Here is a 20,216-nt window from a genome sequence, read left to right as displayed (position 1 = left end):
TAGATCGTCTCCTTCACGTATGCATAGCGAAACGAGCTGCCGCATGGGCAGCCCGTCTTACCGGTTACTCCTGATTGTTGTTGAAAATTTTCACCGTACCGTTATAGAACGACTTGACCGCTTCCTCCACGCTCTTGCGGCCGAAACCGATTTCGTACATGGTCGATTCCGCGAGCTTCGAATACTCCGTATTCCCCGGAGGATTGTAGCTGACCGCGAACGGCTCGCTTTCCGTTGCTTTGGATACGCGGCTTGTATAATCGTAGACGATTTTGTCGGCATCGCTAGCTTCGCCTTCGAGCAAAGCGCGGTTGGCTGCGGTTACGGGCACGCCGCGGTCGCTGCGGAGGATCTTCGCTACTTCCGGATCGTTAATGAAGAAGCTCATCAGCTGCGCAACCTCTTTCGGATGCTTAGTCTTCGCGTACCCCGACAAGCCTTGGCTGGACTCGAAGACGACGCCGGTACCTTTGTCGCCGCGAGGCAGCTGCACCATAATGAGCTCATCCTGGGTCAAGCTTTGATGCGCGGCGAATTGGTTGGAAGGAATGAGACTCATCGCGACTTTGCCTGTAATGATCAATGATTTGCTCGTATCTCCTGGCGGATTGGACACTTGCAGCTCAGCCGGTACAACGCCGCCGGCTTTCGAAGTAACATCCCAATACTGGAACCATTTAAGCGCATCCGCCTCTTCGAAGCCCAATGTGCTATTGGCCATGTCGTATAACTGCTTACCAGATTGCTTCAATCCGATGTCCATGCCATCGACGGTCAAGTTGTATGTTCCATAGAAGCCGCTGCCGAGTTTATCGGAAATTTGTTTGCTGATCGCCGCATATTCTTCCCAGTTCCAGCCGTCCTGCGGAACGGGAATGCCGGCACGCTCGAACATCGATTTGTTCACGATAACGCCGCGCGCGTTCGCCCCTGCAGAGATATGGACGAGCTTATCGCTCAGCGTGCCGTATTGGACCATCGTCTGATCCATATCCGACAAATCCAGCTCTTGCCCAACGTACGGCGTCAAATCCAGCAGCACGTCCTTAATCGCATAGTCCACGACGTTGCCGCCGAGGAAGAAAACGTCCGGCGCCGTACCCGAGGCCAGCTGCGTGTTCAGCTTGTCGAAGTAGCCGGTAGAAGGAGAAAACTCGCCGATGATCTTAATACTCGGATGCTTGTCTTCGAACAGCTTAAGCGCTTGGTTCGTAATGTCCGCCCGCTTCTGGTCCCCCCACCACATGACGCGAAGCTCGACTTGCTCGTCGCTTCCAGATGAATTTCCTGTCCCGTTATCCTTCGTATTGCCGGAGTTCGAAGCGCCCGGGCTACCGGTTCCGCCCGAGCAAGCGGTTAGCGCCACCATCATTAAAGCCAATATGCCGATCCATACGCTCTTTCTCTTCATTCTGACCAACCTCCCGATTTTTGTTGAATCCGTTTACATGACTAAGGTTAATCGCAAAGCGACCATCTTGGAATTTGATTTCTTTAGGTCATCGCTTGTCTTTTTTTCGGGTTGCGTACGATCGATAGCCGATTTATTTCAAACCGGTCGTCGCGATCCCCTCCATGAAGTACCGCTGGAAGATCAAGAAGATCAGCGTAATCGGCACCAGGGACAAAGTTGACATCGCAAGCAGCGCGCCCCAGTCGGATTGGCCGGAAGGATCGAACAATGAACGAATGCCCAGCTGTACCGTAAACAATTTAATGTCGCTCAGATAGATCATTTGGCTGAAGAAATCGTCCCACGACCAAATAAAAGTGAAGATGGCCGCGGAGATTAGCGCCGGCGTAAGCAGCGGCATGATGATCTTGAAGTAGATTTGGCGCTGGCTGCAGCCGTCGATCGTCGCGCTCTCGTCAAGCTCTCTCGGAATGCCGCGTATGAATTGCACCATCATGAGAATGAAGAACGAATCATGCGCCAGCCACTTCGGCAGAACGAGCGGAAAGTACGTATTGATCCAATGCAGCTCGTTATAAATAATGTATTGCGGGATGAGCGTGACATGGTAAGGCAGCATGATCGTAACGAGCATCAGCGCAAACCATACCTTCTGAAATTTAAAGCTCAACCGCCCGAATGCAAACGCCGCGAAAGAACATGTGACGACATTGCCAAGGACGCTAAGCACCGAAATCATCCAAGAGTTCGCGAAAAAGGTTCCGAATGAAACGTCCTGCAGACCTTGCCAGCCATTACGGTAATTGTCGAGCGTAAACTCCTTCGGCCACAGACCGGTTTGCGTGAATATCATGTCGTTCGGCTTAAAGGAGCTGCTGATCAGCCAAAGCACGGGGTAGAGCATGGCAATACCAAAGAGGATGATCAGCATGTGTTTCGAGAGTCCTATTGCTTTCATCTGCATCTGCTTCATCTCCCATCCTTGCTATCGCCATAGAATACCCAAAATTTGGACGTCATAAATACGATCGCCGTAAAGCCCCCTACGATAAGCACCATGATCCATGCAAGCGCGGAAGCATAGCCCATCTCGAAGAACGAGAAGCCTTTCATGTACAGGTACAGCGTATAGAACATCGTTGCGTCGAGCGGTCCGCCTCGTCCGTCGCCGATTACGAAGGCTGGCGTGAACGCCTGGAATGAATTGATGATGCTCATGACCAGGTTGAAGAAAATGACCGGCGTCAGCATCGGCAGCGTAATGCGGAAGAAGCTTCGCGCTTTGCCGGCGCCGTCTACCTGGGCAGCCTCGTACAGATCGGCAGGAATTTGCTTCAAGCCGGCTAGAAAGATGACCATCGCCGATCCGAACTGCCATATCGATAATGTAATGATCGTATAGACGATGTAGTCCGGATGCGAAATCCATGATGGTCCTTCGATGCCGAACCAGCCTAGGAAACGGTTAACCAATCCGCTGCCATCGAAGATCTGCCGCCAGACGATCGCAATCGCGACGCTTCCGCCAAGCAATGAAGGCACATAATACACGGTGCGGTAAATGCCCAGCGCCTTAATGCCTTTGTTCAGCGCCATCGCCACGAGCAGCGCGAACGCGAGCCGGAGCGGCACGGATAGAAACACGTATTTGAAGGTAAGCCACAAGGAGTTCGTGAACGTTTGGTCATCGGTAAAAATCGTCACATAGTTGGACAACCCGACCCACTTCGGTGCGGTCAGCAAGTTGTATTTCGTTAGGGACAAATAAAGCGAGCCTAACATGGGACCGAGCGTAAGGCAGAAAAAACCGATCAGCCACGGCAGTAAAAATCCGTAAGCGGTCAGGTTATGCTGCTGTGGTTTTATTTTTCGCGTAGCTCGCATGGAAGCGGCCTCCTTTCCTGTTGTACGCCCATTATAGGCGACGGAAGAAGGCCGATGAATGCTATTTATTCGGGATGTCGCTATCGATTTTTACAGATGCCGGTTTTCGCTGCCGGTACTCGGAAGGACTTGTCCCGAACATCCGCTTGAACCTGGAACTGAAGTAGCTGGCATTGGAGAAACCCGTCAGCTCAGCAATGTCCCACAACCCAAGAGCGGTATCCTCCAGCAGGCGAACGGCGTGCGCCATGCGCGTTTCGTTCAAATACTGGATGAACGTCTTCCCTACTTTGTTTTTGAACATTTCCGAGAAATAAGACGGGTTGTAGTTGAATTTCTCCGCAATCATCGTCAAATTCAGGTCGTACATATAGTTTTCTTCGATAAAATGGCACGCAGCCTCGATGAATCTGGTTTCCTCGCCTCCCGATTCATCGGCCGATAGCCGAATGACTTTGTCGGCAATCCGGCTAAGGAAACGAAGCGCCTTGTCCGGCGTGTCCAAGCTTAGCACCATGTCGGGTCTTAGCCATAGCTGCTCGTCCGCTTCGAGAGAGAGCCCCGCTTCGCCGGCGATCGGCTCGAGCATGAGATACAGCTGGAATACCGTCTTCACAAAGGCCGGCTGCGAGGATCGGAAAGCTTCCTCAAGCTCCCGTTCGACCTCACGCTTGAACGTCTCCATTTCTCCTCGAACCACATACCTCTCTATGAGCTTTACGGTATTTTCCGATAGCAGGCTTTGGCCGGATGCTGACTTGGCATCCAGCTGCTTGATCGTATCGGGCATATTCCAAGCTGCGAGAGCAGACAAGAATCCGCTCTTCCAGTTCTCGAAGCCCGTCACGGGCTGGCCTTCGCCAAGCTTGATTTCAAAATCCATAAACGCCGCAACGTTATCCCGAAGCGCCTGCGAGATGGAAGCAAGCACCCCATCCTCGGCCGCAACGGCAAAAAACATGAAGCCGGGGTATATGGCATCCCGAAAGGCGTGAACACGGCCTTCGAACTGGTCGGCGATCTCGCGGCACAGAATATCAAAGGGCAAACGAAACTTGTCGGGCGTACGCGCCTGTTCTCCATCCGATGCCAGCTTAGGCCGCAAGCCTGCCGCCATGAACCGCACCTCGCGCGTATGCCACGAATCGAGCTCGAATAATCGCGAGCGATGCCGCATGAAGCTGTCCAGCTCCGGCTGTTCTTTGACGAGCTGTACGATGTAATGCTCCTTCATTTCTTTGTAATATTGCGACAGGCGCCAACGAGTCACCGATTCCTGATCCTGGCTGCGCCGCTCGTTATCCAGCTCCTGCTTTACTTTCGTCACGGCATTCGCCAGCTCATCCCTTGCCACCGGCTTCAACAAATAATCGCGTGCATGGTTGCGTACTGCCGACTTTGCATAGTGGAAGTCTTCATAGCCGGTAATAACAATCGTACGTAGCGTTGGATATTGCTCACGGCACGCATCGAGAAAGGCCATGCCGTCCATGGCGGGCATATTCATATCGGTCAGAACGACATCAATCGCTTCATGAGCCAAACAATCCAGCGCCTCTTTCCCGTTCGACGCCTCTCCGGCTATTTGGAAACCAAGGCTTTGCCAATCAATCTTAAGACGCAGACCTTGGCGAATTTCCTGTTCATCGTCTACGATCAATACTTTATACATGGCGTTGCTCCTCCTGTTCGGGCAAGATCAGTTCAATCGTCGTACCGCGTCCGTCTTGGCCGGCTTCGATCTGTACATCGAATAGCGAGCCGTAATAGAGACGGCACCGCGCGAGCACATTGCCAAGTCCAACCTGTCCCCCGCTGGAATTCAAAATATAATCAAGCTGGGCGCTGGCCGATTGTTCGACCAGCTTGCGCCGCAGTGCTTCCGGGATACCCGGGCCCCTGTCGGATACGGTTAGATGAACGCGGCCTAATCTGCGTCTCACCCCGATATGCACATAAGCTTCGGTGTCGCCTGAATAGCTGTACTTCACGGCATTTTCGATCAGCGGCTGCAGGATGAACTTAATGATAACGAGTTGGCCGACATCCTCCTCGTCGATCTCGATGTGCAGTTTATCTCCGAACCGAATTCGCAAAATGGATACATAATAGCGAACATACTTGAGCTCTTCGTCAAGCCGTATCAAATCCTCGTTGATCCGAAGCGAGAAACGCATCATTTTGCCAAGCGATTCGATGACCTCCACCGTATCGTCCGTTCGTTTCTGAATGGCAAGGCTGCTCATGAGCTCCAGCGTATTGAACAGAAAATGCGGATTGATCTGCATGAGCAATGTTTTGTATTCCGCTTGCTGGCGCAGCAGCTTGAGCTCGAATTCGTCTTTGATATGGCGCCTCAGCCTGACGACCATCTGCCTGAACGTCGAGCTGGCATAATCGATCTCGTTGCGAATGAACTTCGCCGGAGGCACGCGGCTTTCGGCGACTTCGAAGTCGCCGCGCTCCACGTAGCGCATGGCGGTAATGAGCCTGGAAAGCGGTTTCGTAATCCCGTGCGACAGCCACGTGGCAAGCAAGATCGAGAGAACGATCAACACTAGCGCAAGAATGAAGATCGTATTGCGAAGCTTCATTAGCGGCGCATAGAGATCCTTCTCGGATACGAACCCGATGAGCATCCAGTTCGTCTTGGCGAGCTTTTTGTACACGAGAATCTCCTTGGCTCCTTGTTCGCTCTTCACGTACACGACGCCTTGCTTGCCGGTTCCCGTCCGGATGGCATCCACGGCTTTCTTCATATTCGCATGCGCCACATACTCCGACTGGCTCAGCATCGGCTGACCGTCTTGATCGAGCAAATAAATGCTGCCGCCCGTACCCAGATGGATTCTCTCCAGCGGATCGAGAAAGTAATCGGCCGTTACGTTCACTTTCATGATGCTCTTCGCGTTGCCGGGCTCGAACGCGCCGATCGGCATCAGCATGCCGATAACCGGATTCGGGTTATTGTTGCGCAGCTCGGCGGCATCCTGCCCGGCAGGCACCCAATATTCGTAGTCATGAATGAAATCTTGATACCAAGGCTTGTCCACGAGCGTTTGATCGAAGACGACCTGATTGCCGCTGCTCACCCACATCCCTTCGCGGCGGTATACCGTAACCGAAGAAACGCTGCTATAACTGTTGGTTGTTTGCGTCAGAAATTGGCTCATGCGGTAATGGGCGGAATTTTTCTCCCCGGAGCTGGCGTCCGGATCGGAAATCAAGGCATCCCAGTTCTTGGTCGTGTCGCTATTAAAGACGATGGATGCAAGGTCGTATACCTGCGTCTGTACCATGCTGATATAAGAGCCGTATTCATCCATCTTCTCAAGTGCGGACGATTCGATATGGTCGCGGATCATCGACCGCGATTGGTTGAAGATAAGGATGGACATCGTGCAGAAAGCGAGCACAAACAGCAGCACGAAGATTGCGATCAAGCGGTTGCGAAGCGAATAAAACACCGTTTTCCCCCTCTCCATCCCGCATGCATCGGCAGCAGGACCGGACATATCGCTTTGTGAACCCCATTATATAGACAACCGGCCATTGTTCCAAGTGGCAGTATTCATTTAGAAGGGGATTCATGTGCAGCCGACAATGAAAAAAACGCAAGCCTCGAGGCCTGCGTTACGATACATGATTTGCAAAACTATGAGTTGAAATGGTGACATCGTGCCCTATCCTTTCACCGCGCCAGCCGTCATACCTTCAATGAGGAAGCGCTGCAAAAATACGAATATAATGACGACCGGAAGCACGCTTAATACCGATGCCGCCATCATGCTGCCCCAATCCGTCTGATACAATCCTTTGAATAAACTGACGCCGGGCGTCAGCGTACGATGTGCCTCGTCATTAATGAACACAAAGCCGAACATAAACTCGTTCCATGAATTCAAGAAGGCGAATAACGAAGTCGCGACCAAGCTTGGCAACGATACGGGAAGCAGTATTCTGAAAATAATGCCGATCCGCGAGCATCCGTCGATCTCCGCGGATTCCTCCATTTCATAAGGAATCGTATCGAAGAATCCTTTCATCATGAAGGTGCACAGCGGAACCGTAAACGTCGTATACGCTAATATAAGCGACCAATAGGAATCAATAAGATGCAAATTTTTCATCACGAGATAAAGCGGAATGAGCAGCAGCACGCCGGGTATCATCTGCGACAGCAGCATGGCGACGCTGAATACTTTAACCCCTTTAAATCGGATAAAGCGGCTTAACGCGTAACCGGCGAATATGGAGATCATTAAGGATGCGGCTGTCGTTACGACTGCGATAAACACGCTATTTTTAAAGAAGGTTATGAAGGCCGATCCGTTCAATACATTATCAAAATGCTTGAGCGTAGGCTTGGAAATAAAGAAGCTCGGATTCAACGTTCTTATTTCAGTATCCGGCTTCAAGGATGTTACAAACATCCATAGGAAAGGAAACAAACAATAAAATGCAAAACCTAATAGAACGACATAGGTTATCACGGTCATTAATCGTTGTTTTCGACGGCTCATTAACATCGTTGCTATCACTCCCATCCGGACCTGACTATGTCCGATTTCTCCTTTGGCTGAACATATAATATAGAATGAACCCGCTGATCATGAATCCGAGCATCATAGACGCCAACGCGGAAGCATTTCCGAAATTGTAGGATTCCATCGCATAACGGTAAATCATGATAGGCAGCGTTTCTGAAGCATACAGCGGACCGCCCTCCGTCATCACCCAAATGAAATCGAAATTGACTGCCGTCCAAATGACATGAATGAAAATAATGGTAATCGATACAGTCTTCAGCTGTGGCATGACGATTCGGAAAAACCGGGTACGCACGCCTGCACCGTCGATCGCAGCAGCCTCAAGCATATCGCGCGACACCGATTGAAGACCTGCCAGCAGGCTGATGGTGAAGAACGGGAAGCTTCTCCATACGTTAACGAAAACAACGGTCAGTAACGCGGTATCGAGTTCGCCGAGCCAATAATACGGCTGGTCAATAATGCCGAGCTTCGTCAACCACAAATTAATAATGCCGTAATCCGGCGTCAGCATCCAAGTCCAAGTCATCCCCGCGATAACAATGGGAACCACCCAAGGAATAATAATAATCGCTCTGAATAGCGCTCGCCCCTTCACCTGCTGGTTCAGCGCCACAGCCGATAGAAGCCCCATCGCATATTCGCCCGCGACCGAGAGTACGGTCCACACAACGGTATTCCACAGCGCCTTCAAGAAATATTCGTTATGAACGACTTCCTTGAAATTGCTTAAGCCCGAAAATCCGCTTAACGTTTTATTCAGCAAGTTTTTAAAATGAATGCTATCCCACAACACCGTTAATAACGGATAGGCATTCAGCAGAACAAAAAACAAAGCGGCAGGCAGGATAAACCAATAAGCTGCCTTCCTCAACTTTCTCTCTCGAAGTGTCATTCTCGTCTGGCGTGCCGCTCCTTGCCGAGCTTGGGCAGCCTTGGGCATTTCAGTCTGGTTACTCATGTCTCTCACCGCATTCTGTTGGAATGGAAAGGGCAGGCGAAGCCTGCCCGGTCATACGCTTATGAGGTTCTGTCCGTATCCTATTTGCCGCTTAGCTCATTCGTCGATTCAAGACTTTTGTTGATCGCTTCGGCCAGCCACTGGGCTACCGTCTCTGGCGAATCGTTTTTCAGCATCGCTCTGGCAAGCGCATCCTCCATCGCTTTCGTAATGCCTCCAAGCGATACGGTCGGGAATACGATCCCTTGATCGGCAAGCGCCATAAAGTCTTTGCCCCAGCCGGTTTCACTGACAACGTCGCTGCGCGGAGCCTTCGACGGGTTAACCGTTGCTTGGTAATCTGCGCTCATCAGGAATTGAGCAAATTCCCACGTTGCATCGAGGTGGTCGGAATTGTATACGTAGAGCGGCGCGATTTCCATGAATGTCGCCGGCGTGTTTTTGTATGGCGGCGCAGCTACCTTCACGTCTTTCATGCCTTCAGGATTTTCAGTGCTGCGGCCTTCGATCCAAGGACCGTTTACGACCATCGCGTATTGACCGAGAACGAAGTTTTGATCCTCTTCTTCCCAACCCCATGTTTTGGCATCGGCCGTAATCGTCTTACTTGCTTGCAGATCTTGATAGAACTTGAACACTTCGGCGGCTTTAGCCAGCTCATCCGCATTGTCCAACCACGTATTCTTGAATTTGCCGTCATCCATTTTCTTCGCTAGCTGAACGTCGTTTTGCGCAAGATACATAATCAGCTCTTGCGGCGAGCGCACGCCTGCACCGGCAATGCCGTAAGCTTCTTTGCCAGTCTTTTCTTTCACGACCGGGCCCATAGCCAGCAGTTCATCCCATGTCTTCGGCGGCGCGTCGTAGCCTGCGTCTTTGAGCAGCTGCTCATGATACAGAAGCGCGCGAATGCCCAAGTAGTTAGGTAACGCCATCACTTTGCCGTTTACTTTAAGCGCATCCCACACATTATCGTACACTTTGCCTTTGTCCGCCCATTGATCAACGTAAGGCGTCAGGTCCGCCAATGCGCCGAAGTTGTTGAATTCGCCGAACCATTCGGCAAGTCCCCAGCTAATATCCGGCGCATCGCCGGCATTGATGGAGGCAACCAGCTTATCATGCAGGATGTCATACGTAATGACTTGAAGGTCGACGGTGATGTTTTCATGCGAATCGTCGAATTCCTTCACTTTCGACTGAATCGCTTTTCCCTCATCCGTGCTTGGGTCCAGCGCCGCCCAAAACTTCAGATTCACTTTCTCCGCCGCAGGCTTCTCGGTCGCCGCGCTTTCATTGCCGCCTGTATTGGCTGCATCCGCACCGTTGTTGCCGTTGCTGCCGTTATTGCCCTCATTGCCTCCGCAAGCCGAAACCAATAAAGCGAATACCATCGTAACCATCATAATAGCGATACTCTTGTTAGCTTTCATGCATGGATCCCCTCTCGTTTGTTATTCCTTACATGTATCATTCTAGCCTGTGGGCATCACGGATCCTATGCGACAATCTTCGCAGCAATGTTGAATATATTAGGATGGCTGGGACTGCCTATATTGGGAAGGCTGCTGCCCAACGATCTTTTTGAACACTTGGCTGAAATAGCGTTGATCCAAGTAACCGACCTGCTCGGCGATCTCGTAGGTTTTCAGACCCGTCTCCCTCAGAAGACGCTTAGCATGCGTAATGCGTATGTCGGTTACGAACTCCATGAAGCTTTTATTCGTCGATTGTTTAAAGAGCGTGCAGAAATAGTTTTTGTTCAGGAAAAACCGCTGCGAAATATCGTCTAACGTGACGGTTTTATAATTTTCCTCGATATAACGGCATATGACCTCAATCAGCGGCTTGCCGTTTTTCATGCGCGCATCTTTGGCGGATAACGCCAACAGACGCTCGAATATTTTCGCCAGTAGCTCCTTCACCTGCATCACGTTCATTTCCTGCAGCTTGCTTCTGCCTTCGCTTACCCACACCAAAACTTGCTCATCCCTGCTCTTCGTCTCGATTTTCTCCAGCAGGTCGGATGCCGATTTTTTCAACTCGATCCCTCTAATGCCGGCCAGCGCTTTGTCCTCGAATGCTTCGTTCAATCTTGCCATCAAGCTCTTCTCGTCACGCAAAATGCCGGTTTCCAGCTGTGTTTCGACGAGCAGAGACATACGTCTCCATAGATCCAAAAAGGCTTTGGCATACGCCGCACCTAGTTCTCCCGCTTGAGCAGCACCGTAACAAACGATCGGCTCATGATCATCCAAAGCCATCGAGTCAAGCGCATGGGAAGCTTCCCGATACGCGGATGACAGCTTGGACAGCCGCGTTTTGTGCATGCTGACTCCAATCTTGGCTTCCACTTGAACATACGTCCGCAGCGACTGGATCAGCTTTTGGAGCTGAACGGCCAGCCTGTTATCCTGCTTCTCATGGGACGAATAGATCAGAACGATTTCGTTCGATTTGGTCAACTGTCTATAAATAATGAGCTTCGCGGATAACCCGAACGATTCGCTCAATATATTGCGGATCGCAAAATGAAAAACGTCTCGATCGCCCTTGTATCTGGCCTGTACTTTCTCATCTTGATTCAGCAGCCTCAATACGGTTAAGTAATAACCGTCCTCGGGCAGCTCAATTTGCAGCTTCTCGGATCGAACGAACAGTTCATTCTCGTCGATCTCGCCCGAGCTGACCGCATGCGTGAACAACTCGTCCGTCAGCACGGTCAACCCTGAGCGAAGGACCGCCTTTTGCCGGATTTGCTCGGTTTTGGCAGCCGAATTGATATGAATTTTCTCAACCACCTTGTCGAGCACTTGCAGCAGTTCCGCCTCTTGCACCGGCTTTAATACGTAATCGAAGGCGCCATGAAGGAACGCCGATCGCGAATATTCGAAATCACCGTAACCGCTTAACACAATTACTTCCGCCGTATTGCCGGTTCTCCTCAGCCATTCCATGAATTGGAGACCGTCCATAATCGGCATTCGAATGTCCGTCATTATCATTTGGGGGTTATGCGCATTGACAAGCTGTATCGCCTCTTTGCCGTTCAAGGCATGACCGACAATCGTCCATCCCAGCTGCTCCCAAGGAATGATCGCCTTGAGGTGATCATATACGGCAGATTCATCGTCCACTATCAATACTCTCATGTTCGTTAATGCCTCCTTTGTGCAGCGGAAGTTCACATACGATAAGCGTTCCTTTGGCAGCCCGGCTAACGACAGAAACGCCATATGCTTCACCGCATATTAACCGGATACGCTGATTTACATTGTAGAGCCCGATCGAGGTTCTTCTCGTCAGGTCCTGCGCCGTATGGCCGGCGAGTCGGTCGCGAACGCCATCAAGCTCTTCCTCTGTCATTCCAACCCCGTTATCCGCCACGTACAAATACAAGCTGCCGCGCTCCTTGTCCACGCGTCCGCCAATCCGAATGAAGCCTTTATGTCTTACGCTCGGGTTAATCCCATGCTCCACCGCGTTCTCCACCAGCGGCTGCAAGATTAGCTTGGGAACGGCGTATTGGCGAATTTCCGGAGTTATCGCCAAGTTGAAAGAGATACGGCCCGCAAACCGTTTGCCGATGATAACCAAATAATTGCGAACATGCATCGTTTCTTCCTTGACGGTAACCCATTCGCTAGCCAGCCCCATATTGTACCTGTACATGTTGCTCAGGCTTTGGCAGATCAGCTTCAAATCCGGAACACGGTTCATATCCGCAATGCCCGACATCATCTGCAGCGTATTAAATAAGAAATGGGGCGATATTTGCGCTTGAAGAGCCATAATTTGCGATTCTTGATTCATAAGCCTCAGCTTCAAATCATGTTCGATCATTTGCTGAATCGTTTCGGCCATTCGATTGAATTGATTGCCTAGAAATCCGATTTCATCTTGGGAATGAACCTCGACTCTCGCATCGTAATCGCCGATCTGGATCCGGGTCATTTTCCGATGCATATTGACGATAGGTTTCGTGATCCCGAAGCTAAGAAAGAATGAAATCACTAGCGCCAGCACTACAGAGATGCCAACCGCGATAATAGCGAGCGTTCTGTACCATAGCAGCTTCGGATTAATTTCGTACGTGTAATTCAAGGCGAGACCGCTGCTCTCCAGCGGCACAGACATATGAATGACATTGCGATTGCCCGCATTGTCGCGGAATTCCGTTCCTGTCAGCGATTGCAGCGTATGATAGGAAACCCGATTGTTATTTTCGATAATCGAGATTTGTCCCTTGTAAAAGCTGTTGTACCGTTCAACCAACTTGCGGAAGTTCTGCTCCTTCATATCAATGACGAGCAAGCCCACCGGCTTCCCGAGCGAACGAACGGGAAACAAATATTGAATAATCGGTTCATTATAAACGCTTTCATATCTTAGAATCGTCGTAGGCCGATCGTCCTTGGAGCGAGAAATCGCAAGCAGCGACTGAATATAAGGCTGCTCGAGATGCGGATACAGCGTAGGATAGAAGCTTCCCAACTCCACGCCGTCATTCCGTTGCAGACTCATGCCGATGATGTCCGTTAACCGGGACTGATTATAAACGCTTAGAAAAAACTCTCTGATGTCTTTGACCGTATCATAGGTTCTACTGTCGGTCAGAAACTCCTCGTCTCGCGCAATACTGCGAATCAGATCTGGATTGGAGTAGATTTGGTAAGCGGTTTCATTTAAATTGCGGGCGTACTCATCGATTGCTTCTTTCAAATCCTCTTCTACCCGCACGCGAGCGAAATCACGGTCGTCTTTTATCGTCTGCGACACCTGATACAAGATAATGCCCGACGTAATGGATAAAGGCAAGGCGGTTGAAATCAGCATCGCCAAAAATATTTTCAATTGAATCCGTTTGGATTTCATAGCTTCACTGTCCTTCGCTAGAGCATCTAGTTATCCTACTACATTATCTTACTGCGAAAAAGAATACCGTTCATTTTTTTCATCCTTTTGTTTAATATATTCAGGTTATACGATCATTCAAATTTGCCGCAACAGCTGATTAAGCGCGATAGTATTTTTCGAAAAGCTACTTGATAAGGAAGAATAAGCCTTACATAATAGAGTTGTGATTATCGGCAGGACAATCTAACAACCTTTTAGGAGGACTATAATGAACTTTTCGAAGCTGGAAGCTTATCTGGATCGTTTTTATACGGAAAAAAACATTCCAGGCTTAGGATTTGCCATGTACTACAAGCACGAGCCTGTGTTTGAGCATTACGCAGGATTTTCGGATGTCGAAAATCAAGTCCGTTTCGGACCCAATACGCTTTTCCGGCTTTACTCCGCAACGAAGGTTATCACCTGTACGGCCCTTCTCCAGCTATTCGAGGCTGGACAGTTTAAATTGAGCGATCCGCTCCACGCTTATATTCCTGAATACAAGAACATGAACGTTCGGCATATTCGGAAGGATGGATCGGAGGAAGTTCGCCCTGCGAATAACGATATCACGATTGAGCATTTGTTCAGCATGACGGCGGGCCTCGACCAGCGAGATACCGAAGAAACGAAGAAAGTGATCGAGGCGTCAGGCGGCGAAGGCAAAACGCTGGATGTCATCCGGGCGCTCGCGAAGGAGCCGTTGATCTTCGAGCCGGGCACGCATTTTAAATACGGTGCAAGTCATGAGGTGCTGGGCGCGCTTATCGAGGTGCTGTCGGGCAAAACGCTGGGGCGCTATTTCAAGGAGAATATTTTTGATAGGATCGGTATGAGCGAAACGTCATTCGACCTGAAGGATGAGAAGCGTTTCTGCAAGCTATACAACAACTTCAACGGGAAGACGCATTCGGCCGAGAGCATTGGCGAGACCTTCGTGATCCATCCCGGCAGCGCTTATGAAAGCGGCGGCGGCGGACTCTACTCAACCGTATCCGATTACATATTGTTCGCTGAGGCATTGTGCAATTATGGCGTAGCGTTGAACGGCGAGCGCATCCTTAGTAAAGAAACGGTTAATACGATGAGGACCAGGCGTTTGTTCCAAGAGGCGCAGCAGGATTTCGCCAATTTCGGAGGAGTGAGCAAGAGCGGCTACAGCTATGGTCTTGGTGTACGAACGCTGGTGGACCGCGAGGAAAACAACGCGTTGAGCCAAAACGGCGAGTTCGGCTGGGACGGTGCCCGCGGTTGTTATGTGGTCATTGATCCCGAGGCGGAAATCACGCTGTTCTATGCGCAGCAAGAAGGCGGATCGCCATGGTACCGCTGGCACGGCACCATCCGCAACTATGCGTATGCCAGCGTCTGGGGGGACTAATAACGAAAGAGCCTATCAAAAGCCGCGACCGGCATTTGATAGGCTCTTTACTTACGATTACAAACAGCTATACACGACATTTCTTAACCGAGGATGCACGTACGGCTCCTGATTGTTCAGCAGATGCTGGGCGTACATGACGGTCAGCTGCGATTCCGGATCGATGATGGCCATGCAGCCGGCGGCGCCGCTCCAGCCGAATTCGCCGATCGGACTCAGCGAACCGCTGTCCGCTTTGGCGATATGCGTACGAACGCCTAGACCGTAGCCGTATCCCTTCAGCTGATCCCAAGCGTAATCGCCTCGCATGCCCTCGGTCAAATGATCCGTTCGCATCAGATCCACCATCGCCGGCGATAGGATGCGTACGCCGTCCGGGCTGGTTCCTTGATTGGTCAATGCATTCAGGAACAGCGCGTAGTCGCTCACGGTGGACAACAGCCCCGCCCCTCCGCTCTCGAACTCCGTTCCGATGCGGAACCCGTTGCCGTCCTTGCGCACGGGCTTGCCCAGCTCGTCGTTATACTCATATTGCGGAGCGAGACGACTCCGTTGCTCATCCGACAGATCGAAGCCCGTATCTCGCATGCCGAGCGGACCTGTAATCTCGTCTCGGATATACGCGCCGAAGCTTCGCCCGTCTACAACCTCGATGAGTGCTCCGAGCACATCATGGCATACGCTGTAACTCCAGCGGGTGCCCGGCTCGAACAGCAGCGGCTCCTTCGCGATCGCCTCCGCGAGGGCTCGCGTCGGCAATTTGCCTTCTGTTCGTTCAACAGCCTGCTGGATAGAAGGAGCGCCGAGATCATAAGAGAAGCCAGCCGTCATCGTGAACAGATCACGAACCCGAATCGGCTTCTCCGCTCTCTCGAGCACGACTTCGCCTCCAGGAAGCCTCTTCTTTACGTTCATCTCGGCGTATTCCGGCAGGTAGACCGACAGGGGGTCATTCAGGTGGATGGCACCCTTCTCAACGAGACGAAGCGCCGCCACGCAGGTCATGATTTTCGTCATCGAATAAATATTGAAGATCCTTCCGTCCAGGATTGGCGTTTCCTCTTCCAGGTTGGCGAAGCCGCTCCGGTAACGGAATACCGTTTCGTTGCGGTGCATAACCAGCACCTCCGCCCAAGGGATACGCCAAGCGGTCATGCGGTCAATAAATGAAGCTAACGGTTTGAAGTCCATATCGTTCATCCTTTTTGTATAATGTAGTCGTCTAGAAAATGTCGCTCATTCGTTCAAATATAATCGATCACGACCATTTGATGGCACTCCAGCACGGGAACCGTGTACGTAACGGTCCCGTCCTCGTAGCTGAACGGCAACGGCGTCATCTGAGGCGCCAAGTACACCCGGCTGACGGGACTGGCCGTCCGAACGGAAGCCCTTACATCGTAAAGCGGAACGATATCCTCAATGACTTCGATACCTTCGCCGCGGCGAACCGGAGACGCATACAGCAGGTGATTGACCAGCCGCTTCTCTTCCTTCTGCTCTTGGAGCGTGACAATGCCTTGCGCAGGAAGACTTGTTTGCAGCGTCTTGCCGGGCAGCAGACGATTCAATGCATGCAGCACCGCTTCCTTCAAGATCAGACTGCCTTTGGTCGCATAATCCTCGAATACGTTCCACGCGATATAGATTCCGCTGCCGCTCTCTACCATGCCCGGCCCGCCGTACTCGTAACTGCTAGGCGTATGCTGATGCGAACAGAACGTGAACGCGTCGCGGTTGAAATACGGATCCTCGCGCCGTCCAAGCTCTACCCCGCCGTCCAGCTCGATCTTCTGTCCCTGCGCGTAGAAGATGTAGGACGCCTCCCCCAAGCTCCCCGGCTGGAAGAGAGGGCGGAAATAATTGGGACGATACGGGTTCGTGCCTAGATACCGCACACCAAGGTCGATCGCGAATGCATGGCCCTCCGGATTCAGTCCGGACCAGCCCGTTGCGAGAACTTTGCCGCCCTGCTGCAAGTAAGACTGCAATTTCCCCCGCAGCTCATCGCCAACTTCTACGTAATCCGGTAATATCAACACTTTATAAGCCGAAAATTCATGTTCCGTATCGATAACGTCGAACAGCATTTTCCCTTCAAGCAGCATGCGTACAGCGCCAGCATCCGAATTCGACTTGCGCTCCTCCGACTTCGAATGCATGCCGGTCGCTTCAAGCGATAGCAGGGCTACATCGGCGACGTTCGTCGCCTTCACGCACCAAGCTTCCTTGCTCTCGACCTCGCGATAAGCCGCTCCGATCAAGGCATAGGTCGCTTCGTCCATATGGCCGTCCGGATGCAGCTGATCTCCGATCGAGCATCTTGCGCCATTGGCTATGCTAAGCGCCGCTTCGTAACGGAGCGCGTTCGGGTGCTTATAGCCGCCGAATTCCCCCCAAGACGTATGGAATTTCCCCGTCATGCCGAGAAAATCGACGCCAAGCGTCTGCGCATACCGGGCCGACAGCGGGAAGTGATCGTAGCCCCAGCCGCCCGTCGGCAGCGATTCCAGCTCCAAGTGGCTGTTCATGGCTGCCAAGTCGCGGCGGCCGCGCGCGATATGCCCGCCGTTATGGAAGATCGGCAGACCCGGCTTGACCGATTCGACCGTTTCCTTCACCTTTGCCGTATAGCCCGCATACGTGTTCTCCCATAGTTGCCGCATCGCCTTCGCATCGCGCGGATCGATCCCTTGCTGCTGCGCGCTCTGAACGCAATTATGGCAGTAGCATTTGCGCACCCCGACGATATCGAGGAACAAGCCGTCGGCCTCATAGCGCGACAACGTCTCGCGGATCTGATCCAGCAGGATGTCCAGGTAAGGCGAATTCATGCAAAACTGGTGATAACCCGGCTCCATAAAGCCTTTGACCCAATTTGTATGGTCATTCTCGTCGCGAATGAGCCATTCCGGATGGCGTCTCGCTAGCTTCTCGTCAAGGCCGGCCGATAAGTATACGGGCGTCTTGACGTCAATCTCATGTGCCGCCTCAATCGTTGCCGCAAGCAGATCGAAGCCAAGTCCCGGATGAATCTCGTTCGCTTCCGTTGGATGATAAGCCCAGCCATGATGGCATTTGGAGAACAAGGTAATCGAATCGACGCGGCCCAGCCGCAGCATGTCCTGAAACTGCTTTTTGTCAAAACGTGCTCCGATCGGCGCAATCGCCTCGGAGGTGTGAAAATCGAGATGGACTTGACGGAATCGCATAAGCTATATCTCCCTTTCCGGTTCGTATAGCTTAACTATATAAGCTCAGCGGCTCAGCGCACAGGTTCATAAGCGACTTTTTATAGCACGATTTCTACCTTCCGGATCGTAAGGCATGCTAGAATAAGATAAAGATTCCTGATGTAAAGGAGATGGCTGGCCATGCAATGCCTGGAACTGACGATTCCTCCGCTGCCGCAGCTATTACTGATTGGCCATGCCTTCTGGCCGCCGGGTCAACAGCACTTTGTCCGGTCATTCGATGTATACGACATGCTGTTCGTATTGAAAGGTACTTTGTATATAACGGAAGATGACGTACCCTATGAAATCAAAGAAGGCTCCATGCTTGTGCTCGAACCGAACCGGACGCATGTCGGGCATCGCCCGTGCGAAGAGACAACCGAAATCATTTGGATTCATTTTGTTCATCCAGAGCCAGTTCGAACGATCGACAGCAGTCACATCCCGTGGTCGCTTCCTTCTGCCAAAGGTACGAATCACGATGTTGAACCGCACCGGCAGGTCATGTATATTCCGAAGTTCACAAGCGTGCACGTTCCTGACATCCTCCCGTTCCTCCAGCGGATGCTGGAGCTGCATCATACGTTATCGCCCGCAAGCTCCTTGCCGCTGCAGACGCAGCTGGCCGGCTTGTTCGTAGCGCTGCAAACGGCCGTGCATAACAGGTATGTTCCACGCTCCAGACTGCTCTGCGATCAAACGATTGCCTACCTGCAGCAGCATCTGACCAGACCCTTCGACGCGAAGCATATGGAGCAGAGTCTGCATTTTCATTTCGATTATCTCGCCAGATGTCTCAAGAAATATACGGGCATGAGCCCGCTTCAATACTTGCATGACCTGCAAATCAAGCAAGCCAAATCGCTGCTGGAGGGCACGGAGCTTTCCGTATCCGAGATCGGCCAACGCATCGGCATCGAGAACGCCAACTATTTCATTCGCTTGTTTCGCAAACAAACGGGAATGACGCCCGGACAATACCGTTCTGCACGAATAGGCAGAGCATAGGCAAGTAACTATTTGGCGGGATGATGCAGCGCCGAACGGTAGTCCAGCGGCGTCATGTTTTTATGTTTTTTGAACAGCTTGCAAAAGTATGGGGCGCTTAGTCTCCCTACCTCGCGGGCGATCTGTCCCACCGATTTGTCCGAGTTCCCCAATAAAACGCACGCTTCGCGAATTCTTCTAGCCGTGACGTAATCCGTAATGGATACGCCGGTGTATTGCTTGAACAGATGGGATACATAGTAGGAGGACAGGTGCAGCTCTCCGGCTAGTTGTTCCAAACTGAAGGGCTCCCTGAAATGTTCCTCGATCCAGTCCATAATGGCTTCGATATGACCGGTTTTCTTCACGGACCAGCCTTCCGGCGGCAGCTCCGCATGGGTGATGACCGACAACTGGAGATGGCGCAACAAAGCAATCATGAACAAGATGCGCGCCTCTTCCTGATCCTCCCCCGCTTCCCGAATAGCCCCTGCATGTCCCTCCATCAGTCCACACATACGGCTTTCCGCAAAAGCGAACTTCGGCGTGGGCAAAGCACCTTTGGCCAGCAAATGAAGAAAGGATTGCAGCTTCGGATAAGGAGCGAGGTAAGGCTCCAAGTACCGCGGATCAAAGGTAAGATTGCTTCGTACATACTTGGCAGCTTTACGGCTCGGAATTTCAACCCGGTGCAGCTGGTAAGGCTGGAAGCAGAATAACACGCCGCCCTCCAATTCATAGCTGGCGCCCTCTACCTCCACGAGACCTTGGCCCTCGTGAATAAATAACAATTCCAAACCTTGATGCGCATGGAATTTGAGAAAATGATCATCATTCCACTCATCCCGGAACGCAAAGTGAAAGCTGCTGTGACCTAGGTCCACGTGCTCGATGCGAGAAGCCAATT

At 51.7% G+C, this 20,216-nt stretch carries 15 protein-coding genes; 2 read left to right on the top strand and 13 right to left on the bottom strand.

What is annotated here, in order from left to right:
- Positions 1 to 64: 64 nt before the first annotated feature.
- The 10 genes from AC0YN0_RS04155 to AC0YN0_RS04110 form a co-directional block, all read right to left on the bottom strand.
- The gene (locus AC0YN0_RS04155; protein WP_475820134.1) at positions 65 to 1,411 is read right to left on the bottom strand and encodes an ABC transporter substrate-binding protein; all 1,347 of its coding nucleotides are present in this window, start codon (positions 1,409 to 1,411) and stop codon (positions 65 to 67) included.
- A 133-nt stretch (positions 1,412 to 1,544) separates the two neighbouring features.
- Positions 1,545 to 2,378 carry a carbohydrate ABC transporter permease gene (locus tag AC0YN0_RS04150; RefSeq protein WP_475820133.1) on the bottom strand — a complete coding sequence of 278 codons (834 nt, stop codon included), beginning with the start codon at positions 2,376 to 2,378 and terminating at the stop codon, positions 1,545 to 1,547.
- A gap of 5 nt (positions 2,379 to 2,383) precedes the next feature.
- Entirely contained in the window at positions 2,384 to 3,298 is a 915-nt protein-coding gene (locus tag AC0YN0_RS04145; RefSeq protein WP_337102647.1) for a carbohydrate ABC transporter permease, read from the bottom strand.
- A 61-nt stretch (positions 3,299 to 3,359) separates the two neighbouring features.
- On the bottom strand, positions 3,360 to 4,970 hold the full coding sequence (locus AC0YN0_RS04140) for a response regulator transcription factor (RefSeq protein ID WP_475820132.1): 1,611 nt from the start codon (positions 4,968 to 4,970) through the stop codon (positions 3,360 to 3,362).
- Positions 4,963 to 6,813 (bottom strand): cache domain-containing sensor histidine kinase, encoded by a 1,851-nt coding sequence (locus AC0YN0_RS04135; protein WP_475820131.1) that lies wholly within the window; start codon positions 6,811 to 6,813, stop codon positions 4,963 to 4,965. The genes AC0YN0_RS04140 and AC0YN0_RS04135 overlap by 8 nt, the downstream gene beginning before the upstream one ends.
- A 168-nt stretch (positions 6,814 to 6,981) precedes the next feature.
- Positions 6,982 to 7,716, bottom strand: coding sequence for a carbohydrate ABC transporter permease (locus tag AC0YN0_RS04130; RefSeq protein ID WP_475820130.1), 735 nt, complete (start codon positions 7,714 to 7,716; stop codon positions 6,982 to 6,984).
- A 139-nt stretch (positions 7,717 to 7,855) separates the two neighbouring features.
- On the bottom strand, positions 7,856 to 8,809 hold the full coding sequence (locus tag AC0YN0_RS04125) for a carbohydrate ABC transporter permease (protein WP_475820129.1): 954 nt from the start codon (positions 8,807 to 8,809) through the stop codon (positions 7,856 to 7,858).
- Between the two features lie 80 nt (positions 8,810 to 8,889).
- The gene (locus tag AC0YN0_RS04120; protein WP_475820128.1) at positions 8,890 to 10,242 is read right to left on the bottom strand and encodes an ABC transporter substrate-binding protein; all 1,353 of its coding nucleotides are present in this window, start codon (positions 10,240 to 10,242) and stop codon (positions 8,890 to 8,892) included.
- A 99-nt stretch (positions 10,243 to 10,341) separates the two neighbouring features.
- On the bottom strand, positions 10,342 to 11,961 hold the full coding sequence (locus tag AC0YN0_RS04115) for a response regulator transcription factor (RefSeq protein WP_475820127.1): 1,620 nt from the start codon (positions 11,959 to 11,961) through the stop codon (positions 10,342 to 10,344).
- Positions 11,936 to 13,684, bottom strand: a complete 1,749-nt coding sequence (locus AC0YN0_RS04110) for a sensor histidine kinase (RefSeq protein ID WP_475820126.1) — start codon at positions 13,682 to 13,684, stop codon at positions 11,936 to 11,938. Before AC0YN0_RS04110 ends, AC0YN0_RS04115 begins: the two co-directional genes overlap by 26 nt.
- Before the next feature lie 250 nt (positions 13,685 to 13,934).
- On the opposite strand from AC0YN0_RS04110, the gene AC0YN0_RS04105 reads away from it, so the two are divergent.
- Positions 13,935 to 15,086, top strand: a complete 1,152-nt coding sequence (locus AC0YN0_RS04105) for a serine hydrolase domain-containing protein (protein ID WP_475820125.1) — start codon at positions 13,935 to 13,937, stop codon at positions 15,084 to 15,086.
- Positions 15,087 to 15,143: 57 nt separating this feature from the next.
- Here the strand turns inward: AC0YN0_RS04105 and AC0YN0_RS04100 are convergent, their stop codons facing one another.
- The gene (locus AC0YN0_RS04100; protein WP_475820124.1) at positions 15,144 to 16,277 is read right to left on the bottom strand and encodes a serine hydrolase domain-containing protein; all 1,134 of its coding nucleotides are present in this window, start codon (positions 16,275 to 16,277) and stop codon (positions 15,144 to 15,146) included.
- A 53-nt stretch (positions 16,278 to 16,330) separates the two neighbouring features.
- A complete protein-coding gene (locus tag AC0YN0_RS04095; RefSeq protein ID WP_475820123.1) occupies positions 16,331 to 18,298 on the bottom strand; it encodes a beta-galactosidase trimerization domain-containing protein in 1,968 nt (655 codons plus the stop codon).
- Positions 18,299 to 18,460: 162 nt separating this feature from the next.
- On the opposite strand from AC0YN0_RS04095, the gene AC0YN0_RS04090 reads away from it, so the two are divergent.
- Positions 18,461 to 19,330, top strand: a complete 870-nt coding sequence (locus tag AC0YN0_RS04090) for a helix-turn-helix domain-containing protein (protein ID WP_475820122.1) — start codon at positions 18,461 to 18,463, stop codon at positions 19,328 to 19,330.
- An 8-nt stretch (positions 19,331 to 19,338) separates the two neighbouring features.
- Here the strand turns inward: AC0YN0_RS04090 and AC0YN0_RS04085 are convergent, their stop codons facing one another.
- Positions 19,339 to 20,214 carry a helix-turn-helix transcriptional regulator gene (locus tag AC0YN0_RS04085; RefSeq protein ID WP_475820121.1) on the bottom strand — a complete coding sequence of 292 codons (876 nt, stop codon included), beginning with the start codon at positions 20,212 to 20,214 and terminating at the stop codon, positions 19,339 to 19,341.
- Positions 20,215 to 20,216: the final 2 nt, after the last annotated feature.

The organism is Paenibacillus sp. J22P218, from assembly GCF_056269195.1.
The sequence above is the reverse complement of the archived record's forward strand: the minus strand, read 5'-3'. Positions and strand labels throughout refer to the sequence as shown.

Excerpts from the sequence above, each read along its gene's own strand:
- AC0YN0_RS04155 (WP_475820134.1), bottom strand. The coding sequence starts at position 1,411 with ATGAAGAGAAAGAGCGTATGGATCGGCATATTGGCTTTAATGATGGTG.
- AC0YN0_RS04150 (WP_475820133.1), bottom strand. The coding sequence starts at position 2,378 with ATGCAGATGAAAGCAATAGGACTCTCGAAACACATGCTGATCATCCTC.
- AC0YN0_RS04145 (WP_337102647.1), bottom strand. The coding sequence starts at position 3,298 with ATGCGAGCTACGCGAAAAATAAAACCACAGCAGCATAACCTGACCGCT.
- AC0YN0_RS04140 (WP_475820132.1), bottom strand. The coding sequence starts at position 4,970 with ATGTATAAAGTATTGATCGTAGACGATGAACAGGAAATTCGCCAAGGT.
- AC0YN0_RS04135 (WP_475820131.1), bottom strand. The coding sequence starts at position 6,813 with ATGTCCGGTCCTGCTGCCGATGCATGCGGGATGGAGAGGGGGAAAACG.
- AC0YN0_RS04125 (WP_475820129.1), bottom strand. The coding sequence starts at position 8,809 with ATGAGTAACCAGACTGAAATGCCCAAGGCTGCCCAAGCTCGGCAAGGA.
- AC0YN0_RS04120 (WP_475820128.1), bottom strand. The coding sequence starts at position 10,242 with ATGAAAGCTAACAAGAGTATCGCTATTATGATGGTTACGATGGTATTC.
- AC0YN0_RS04115 (WP_475820127.1), bottom strand. The coding sequence starts at position 11,961 with ATGAGAGTATTGATAGTGGACGATGAATCTGCCGTATATGATCACCTC.
- AC0YN0_RS04110 (WP_475820126.1), bottom strand. The coding sequence starts at position 13,684 with ATGAAATCCAAACGGATTCAATTGAAAATATTTTTGGCGATGCTGATT.
- AC0YN0_RS04105 (WP_475820125.1), top strand. The coding sequence starts at position 13,935 with ATGAACTTTTCGAAGCTGGAAGCTTATCTGGATCGTTTTTATACGGAA.
- AC0YN0_RS04100 (WP_475820124.1), bottom strand. The coding sequence starts at position 16,277 with ATGGACTTCAAACCGTTAGCTTCATTTATTGACCGCATGACCGCTTGG.
- AC0YN0_RS04095 (WP_475820123.1), bottom strand. The coding sequence starts at position 18,298 with ATGCGATTCCGTCAAGTCCATCTCGATTTTCACACCTCCGAGGCGATT.
- AC0YN0_RS04090 (WP_475820122.1), top strand. The coding sequence starts at position 18,461 with ATGCAATGCCTGGAACTGACGATTCCTCCGCTGCCGCAGCTATTACTG.